A 7,298-nucleotide genomic window follows, 5' to 3' on the forward strand; every position below is an offset into this window, starting at 1 on the left:
AGGCGACCGTGGCCAAGCCCGGCTGCACGCTGGAAGACGCCATCGAGAACATCGACATCGGCGGCCCGGCCATGGTTCGCAGCGCGGCCAAGAACTGGAAGGACGTGACGGTGCTGACCGACGCGGCCCAGTACGCCGGCGTGCTCGACGAGCTGAAGGCCTACGGCAAGACCAGCGACAAGACACGCTTCGCCTGCTCGGTGGCCGCCTTCAACCGCATCGCCCAGTACGACGCGGCCATCAGCAACTACTTGTCCGCGTTGCAGGAAGACGGCAGCAAGACCGAGTACCCAGCGCAGATGAACGCCACCTTCGTCAAGGTGCAGGACCTGCGCTACGGTGAGAACTCGCACCAGAGTGCGGCCCTCTATCGCGACCTGTTCCCGGCACCTGGGTCGCTGGTCACCGGCAAGCAGCTGCAGGGCAAGGAACTCTCGTACAACAACATCGCCGATGCCGATGCGGCCTGGGAATGCGTGAAGAGCTTTGACACGCCGGCCTGCGTCATCGTCAAGCACGCCAACCCCTGCGGCGTGGCCGTGGCCGGCACCGCGGCCGAGGCCTACAGCAAGGCCTTCAAGACCGACCCCACCAGCGCCTTTGGCGGCATCATCGCCTTCAACCGCGAAGTGGACGGCGCGGCGGCCCAGCTCGTCGCCAAGCAGTTCGTCGAAGTGCTGATGGCTCCCAGCTTCAGCGCCGAGGCGCTGGAGATCTTCAAGGCCAAGGCCAATGTGCGCCTCATGCAGATCGCGCCGCCGCCGGGCGGCCCACGCCCCTGGGACCAGGGCCGCAACGCGGGCGACAGCAAGCGCGTCGGCTCGGGCCTGCTGCTGCAGACCTCTGACAACCATTTCCTGAAGCGCGAAGACCTCAAGGTCGTCACGACGCTGCAGCCCACGGCCCAGCAGCTCGACGACCTGATGTTCGCCTGGACCGTGGCCCAGTACGTGAAGAGCAATGCCATCGTCTTCTGCGGCGGCGGCATGACGCTGGGTGTCGGCGCCGGCCAGATGAGCCGCCTCGACTCGGCCCGCATCGCCTCCATCAAGGCCCAGCATGCGTCCTTGAGCCTGCAGGGCTCGGCCGTGGCCAGCGATGCTTTCTTCCCCTTCCGCGACGGCCTGGATGTGCTGGCCGACGCGGGCGCGAGCTGCGTCATCCAGCCGGGCGGCTCCATGCGCGACGATGAAGTCATCGCGGCGGCCAACGAGCGTGGCATTGCCATGGTGGTCACAGGCGTACGCCATTTCCGCCATTAAAGAGCCCCTCGTCCAAGGAGTACCTTGGCCGGTCCCCCGAGGGGACGGCGATGCTTGCCGGATTGACCGGCAAGCACATCGCCAAGGCGGGCCGGCTCGGGAGCGGCCCAGCGCTCGGCCCGCAAATCCCATGAAATGCCCGTGTCACCTCGGGGACTAGACGCGCGCCTCTAGTCCAGGGCCTCCACCGATGGTGGGGGCCCGTCTTGCGGTTAGCCTCGACGCACTAGATCGAGAACCGGAGACATGCCCATGGACACCGCCCTGCAGGAGCGCCTGCATCTGGCGCTGACGGCGCAACGCCGCGCCTACGAGGCCGACCGCATGCCCTCGTACGAGGTGCGCCGTGACCGCCTGCAACGGCTGCTCAAGATGACGCGCCAGCACGGCGAGGCGATCGCTAGCGCCATGGCCCAGGACTTCGGCCATCGCGCCCGCCAGGAATCGCTGCTGGCCGACATCTTCACCGTCGAGTCCGGCGCCCGCCACGCTATCAAGCATCTGCGCCGCTGGATGAGGACCCGGCGCGTCGCTACGCCGCTGCACTTCCTGCCCGGCCGCAATGTGCTGATGCGCCAACCGCTGGGTGTCGTGGGCATCGTGTCGCCCTGGAACTACCCCTACTACCTGGCGATGGAGCCCGCCGTCGCCGCGCTGGCAGCAGGCAACCGCGTGCTGATCAAGCCCTCGGAGCTGACGCCAGCCACCAGTGAGCTGATGGCGCGCATCGTCGCCGAGCACTTCAAGCCCGAGGAGATGCAGGTCATCACCGGTGACGCCGAAGTGGGCAAGGCTTTCACGACGCTGCCCTTCGACCACCTCTTCTTCACCGGCTCCACCGCCGTGGGCCGCCACGTGGCCCAGGCCGCGGCCAAGAACCTGACGCCGGTGACGCTGGAGCTCGGTGGCAAGTCGCCGGCCGTCGTCGACCGCAGCTGCAACCTCGACCTGACCGCGTCGCGCCTGGCCTTCGGCAAGCTCTTCAACGCCGGCCAGACCTGCGTCGCGCCCGACTACCTGCTGGTGCCCAAGGAGCTGGTCGAGCCGCTGAGCCAGAAGATCCTGGCCGAGATGCGCCGCATGTACCCGCGCATCGCCGGCAATGCCGACTACACCAGCATCGCCACGCCGCGCCACCATGCCCGGCTGCAAGGACTGATTGCCGATGCCGCCGAGCGCGGCGCCCGTGTGCTGCGCAGCCATGACGAGCAGCCCGATCCGCAACAGGACCGCCGCCTGGTGCCGGCCCTGCTGCTGGACGTGCCGGCCGAGGCGACCGTCATGCAGGAAGAAATCTTCGGCCCGCTGCTGCCCATCGTCGGCTACGACAAGGTCGACGAAGCCCTGGCCCACATCAACCGCGGCGACCGCCCGTTGGCGCTGTACTGGTTCGGCACCGACAGCGCTGCGCGCGACCACGTGATGCGCGAGACCCATGCCGGCGGTGTGACCATCAACGACTGCCTGTGGCATCTGGGCCAGGAGGAGCAACCCTTCGGTGGCGTCGGCGCCAGTGGCATGGGCTCGTACCACGGTGAGTGGGGCTTCCGTACCTTCAGCAAGGAGAAGCCGCTGTTCATCCAGTCGCGCTTTGCCGGCACCAAGCTGTTCCARCCGCCTTACGGTGCCACCTTCGAGAAACTCCTTTCGCTGCTGCGACGCATCGCCTGACCATGAACGACCCTCAAGCTTTCGACGAGACCCACGACGTCATCGTCATCGGCGGTGGCTCATCCGGCTCGGCGCTCGCCGGCCGGCTGAGCGAAGACCCCGGCACCCAGGTGCTGGTGCTGGAAGCCGGTGCCGACGTCAGCAACTGGCTGGGGACGGTGCCCACGGGTGCCGTGCTGATGGTGCCCAGCAAGCTGCACAACTACGCCTTCGAGACGGTGCCGCAGCCGGGCCTGAATGGCCGCCGCGGCTATGTGCCGCGCGGCAAGATGCTCGGTGGCTCGTCGGGCATCAACGCGATGGTCTACATCCGCGGCCAGCGCGAGGACTACGACCACTGGGCCGCGCTCGGCAACCCCGGCTGGGGCTGGAGCGATGTACTGCCCCACTTCATCAGGAGCGAGGGCAACGACACCTTCGGCGCCCCGCTGCATGGCCGCGATGGGCCGTTGAAGGTCAGCCAGCTGCGCACTGACAACCCGCTGCAGGCGGCCTGGGTGGCCGCGGGGCGTAAGGCGGGCCACGTCATCAACGCCGACTTCAATGGCGAAACGCAGGAAGGCGTTGGTATCTACCAGGTCACGCAGGACCGCGGCGAGCGTTGCAGTGCGGCCCGCGCCTACCTGCGCCCGCACCTCGGCCGGCCCAACCTGCGCGTGACCGTGCAGGCGCAAGTTCAGCGCATCCTGTTCGACGGCCGCCGCGCGGTGGGCGTGGAGGTGAAGGTGGGCGGCGTGTTGCGTCGGCTGCAGGCCAGGCGTGAGGTCGTGCTGGCGGCGGGCGCCATCCAGTCGCCGCAGCTGCTGATGCTGTCCGGCGTGGGCGATGCGGCGCAACTGCAGGCGCAGGGCATCGCCGTGCTGCACCACCTGCCCGGCGTGGGTGCCAACCTGCAGGACCACCCGGACTTCGTGTTCGGCCTGCGCAGCAGCAGCCTCGACACCTTCGGCCTGTCGCTGCGCGGCGGGTTCGCTTTCTGGCGCGCCGTCCAGCGCTACCGCGCCGAGCGCCGCGGCATGCTGACCAGCAATTTCGCCGAAGGCGGTGGCTTCCTGCGCACCAGCGCCGCGCAGGCGCGGCCGAACATCCAGCTGCACTTCGTCGTCGCCGCCGTGGAGGACCATGCGCGCAAGATGCGCATGGGGCACGGCATGTCCTGCCATGTGTGCCTGCTGCGCCCGCAAAGCCGCGGCACCGTCAGACTGGCCGGTCGCGACGCCGGCACCGCGCCGCTGATCGACCCAGGCTTCTTCCAGCATGCCGACGACATGGCGCAGATGGTGGCCGGCTTCAAGCTCACGCGCGAGCTGCTGCACCAGCCGGCGCTGCGCGCGCACTGGCACACCGAGATGTGGAGCACCGAGACGCACTCCGACGCCGACATCGAAGCCTTGCTGCGCCAGCGCGCCGACACCATCTACCACCCGGTGGGTAGCTGCAAGATGGGCACGGACGCGATGGCCGTGGTGGACGCCGAGCTGCGCGTGCACGGCCTGCAAAGCCTGCGCGTGGTGGATGCGTCCATCATGCCCACGCTGATCAGTGGCAACACCAATGCACCGGCCATGATGATCGGCGAGAAGGCGGCGCAGATGATGCAGGCTGCAGCCCGCCAGCCCGAGATCGTTGCGCAGGCGGCCTGAGCATGATCCTGGAGATCGCGCAGCTCAGGTGCGGCCTGGTCAGGGCGCTGAGTTCGAGAGGGCCTTTGCCGTCGCGCAGGGAATCATCTCGTCCATGCCCGGCTACCTGGGCCATGAGCTCCAGCGCTGCCTGGAGCGCGCCGATCACTACATGCTGCTGGTGCGCTGGGAGAGCGTCGAGCACCACGAGGTAGGCTTTCGCAAGTCCGAGGGCTACCAGGAATGGCGCCGGTTGCTGCACCACTTCTATGACCCCTTCCCGACGGTGCTGCACTACGAGCAGATTTGAAGCCTCGGGATGCGAACATGCGGTTCACGCATGCACAGCCCGCCACAAATCCGCCACGCCACGCCTGAGGACGCTGCCGCGCTCGCGGCCTTCGGCGCCCAGGCCTTCGCCGACACCTACCGTGACCTCAGCGACGCGCAGGAGATCGCCGACTATGTCGCCGAGCACTTCCAGCCCGAGGTCATGGCCGCTGTCATCCAGGACACCGCCTGCACGGTGCTGCTGGCCTGGGTGGACGAGCAGCTCGCCGGCTACGCCATCGTCAAGGTCGAGCCTGCGCCCGATTGCGTGGCGGGCCCGGCCCCCATCCATCTCTGGCGCATCTATCTTGGCGAGGGCTTCATCGGCCGCGGCCTGGGCGCGGCGCTGATGCATGAGGTGCATGCCGTGGCGCGCCGGCGCGGGGCGCAGACCCTGTGGCTGGGTGTCTACGATCGCAATGTGCGAGCCGTGGCCTTCTACGAACGCTTCGGTTTCGCCCAGGTTGGCGGCCAGGAATTCCTGTTCGGCGGCCAGATCTACATCGACCCGGTCTATGCCGCCGCCGTGCGTCCGCCCGAACTGAAGGAGGCCTGCTGATGATTGAAGGTTCCTGCCTGTGCGGCAGTGTGCGCTGGCGTTTCGACGGCCAGCCTGACGGCGCAACCGCCTGCAACTGCACAGCGTGTCGTCGCTATGGCACGCTTTGGGCCTACGACTACGTGGACGAAGGCATCTACATCACCGGCTCTACGCAGGCCTATGTGCGCGGCAAAGCGTTGGAATTCCATTTCTGCCCGACCTGCGGCTGCGTGACGCATTGGCGCGGGCTGAGGCTGGAAGCCGACGGGCGCCGCCGCATTGCCGTGAACCTGCGCCTGGCCGAGCCCGATGTGGTGGCGAGCATCCCGATCGATCACTTCGACGGGTTGGATACCTTTGACGACCTGCCGCGCGACGGGCGCTGCGTGGCGGACTATTGGTTCTAGTCCTACAGGTAAAGCCTTGAAACCGCACGGCTCGTCGCCAGATCAGGGGCGCAAACTGCCGTCTTCCCACGCGCGTGGCGGGTGGGTGATGGTTTGAGGAGTGTTGCGATGAAATTCCCCCGATTCCTGCTGCTGTGCATGGCCCTGCTAGGCACGCTCTGGCTGGGCACCGCCCAGGCGCTGCCTAACGTCGACGAGGTGCAGGCCGCTGCTCAGCGTGGCGACTACGCCGGCGCGGAGAAGATGATGCGCGAGGTTGTTGCGGCCAAGCCCGACAGCCCGCGCGCCCATTACGTGCTGGCCGAGATCCTGGCCCACCAGCGCCAGTTCCCCGAAGCCGCCGAGCACACGCGCCGCGCTCGCGCGCTGGACCCTGCCATCAAGTTCGCCGACGCCGCCAAGTTCAATGCCTTCGAACAGTTGCTGCAGCGTGAGCAGGCCGGGGTGGCGAAGTCCGTCGCGCCGACTGCCGTCAATGCGGCACCGCCGATGCGCGCCGCGCCGGTCGAGCGCAGCGAGAGCGGTGGTGGCGTGTCCCTCTGGCTGCTGATCGGTGGTGCCGTCATCTTCATCTGGCTGGCCATGCGCTGGATGCGCAACCGCACCGCCGCGCAGAGCCAGCAGCCGGCCATGGCGGGTGGTTATGGCCCAGGCGGCTATGGCGCTGGCGCTGGTTATGGGCCTGGCGGCATGCAGGCGCCTGGCTCGGGCGGCCCCGGCATGCTCGGCGTTGGTCTTGGCGTAGCGGGTGGCGTTGCCGCCGGCATGCTGGCCGAGAAGCTGCTCCATGGTGGCCATGACGAACGCAGCGTTGCGCGCGACACCGATACCAGCGGCGGCCTGATCCCCGGCAGCTTTGATTCCGGTGGCTCCAGCAGCGCCGCCGACGAACTGAGCCGCCGCGACGTCGACTTCGGCAGCGGCGACGGTTGGGGTGGCGGCGATGCGGGCGGCGGCGATTTGGGTGGCGGTGGCGGCGGCAGCGACGACTGGTAAGTCCTCACGGGCTGGCGCGGGGGCGGGCCCCGATAATCCCGCCCCATGACGCCAGCCGCTTTCACCGGCCAGTTGCTCTCCTTCATTGCCCGCCTCATCACGGGGGCTCAGGGCCACTGGAAGGGCTGCCCGCCGACGGCGGAGCAGCGCATCTACATCGCCAACCACCAGAGTCACTTCGATCTCGTCCTGATCTGGGCTGCCTTCCCGCATGATCTGCGCGCCACCACGCGCGCCATCGCCGCCCGCGACTACTGGACGACCAGTGCCCTCAAGCGCTGGCTGACCACCTCGGTCTTCAACGCCATCTACGTCAGCCGCGCACGCAGCAAGCCCGACGAGGACCCGCTGGAGCCCCTCGTCGAGGCACTGGCCAACGGCGACTCGCTGGTCATCTTTCCCGAGGGCACGCGGTCCAACAAGGGCAACCCGCAGCCCTTCAAGTCCGGCATCTACCACCTCGCCGAGC

General features: G+C 68.1%; 8 protein-coding genes. All 8 read left to right on the forward strand.

Annotated features, from left to right (window positions below):
• Positions 1 to 1,262: bifunctional phosphoribosylaminoimidazolecarboxamide formyltransferase/IMP cyclohydrolase (gene purH, locus ACXJKR_RS19355; RefSeq protein ID WP_457324195.1), on the forward strand; the 1,262-nt coding region annotated here is incomplete at its 5' end.
• A 252-nt stretch (positions 1,263 to 1,514) separates the two neighbouring features.
• Positions 1,515 to 2,933 carry a coniferyl aldehyde dehydrogenase gene (locus ACXJKR_RS19360; RefSeq protein WP_457324196.1) on the forward strand — a complete coding sequence of 473 codons (1,419 nt, stop codon included), beginning with the start codon at positions 1,515 to 1,517 and terminating at the stop codon, positions 2,931 to 2,933.
• 2 nt (positions 2,934 to 2,935) lie between these two features.
• Complete coding sequence (locus ACXJKR_RS19365) at positions 2,936 to 4,576, forward strand: GMC family oxidoreductase (protein WP_457324197.1); 1,641 nt, start codon at positions 2,936 to 2,938, stop codon at positions 4,574 to 4,576.
• Positions 4,577 to 4,604: 28 nt separating this feature from the next.
• Positions 4,605 to 4,865 carry an antibiotic biosynthesis monooxygenase family protein gene (locus ACXJKR_RS19370; RefSeq protein ID WP_457324198.1) on the forward strand — a complete coding sequence of 87 codons (261 nt, stop codon included), beginning with the start codon at positions 4,605 to 4,607 and terminating at the stop codon, positions 4,863 to 4,865.
• A gap of 30 nt (positions 4,866 to 4,895) precedes the next feature.
• Complete coding sequence (locus ACXJKR_RS19375) at positions 4,896 to 5,444, forward strand: GNAT family N-acetyltransferase (RefSeq protein WP_457324199.1); 549 nt, start codon at positions 4,896 to 4,898, stop codon at positions 5,442 to 5,444.
• Positions 5,444 to 5,833 (forward strand): GFA family protein, encoded by a 390-nt coding sequence (locus ACXJKR_RS19380; protein WP_457324200.1) that lies wholly within the window; start codon positions 5,444 to 5,446, stop codon positions 5,831 to 5,833. Before ACXJKR_RS19375 ends, ACXJKR_RS19380 begins: the two co-directional genes overlap by 1 nt.
• Positions 5,834 to 5,941: 108 nt before the next feature.
• Complete coding sequence (locus ACXJKR_RS19385) at positions 5,942 to 6,829, forward strand: tetratricopeptide repeat protein (RefSeq protein WP_457324201.1); 888 nt, start codon at positions 5,942 to 5,944, stop codon at positions 6,827 to 6,829.
• Between the two features lie 45 nt (positions 6,830 to 6,874).
• A partial coding sequence (locus tag ACXJKR_RS19390) for a lysophospholipid acyltransferase family protein (protein ID WP_457324202.1) occupies positions 6,875 to 7,298 on the forward strand: 424 nt, incomplete at its 3' end.

The organism is Roseateles sp. P5_E11 (genome assembly GCF_054049355.1).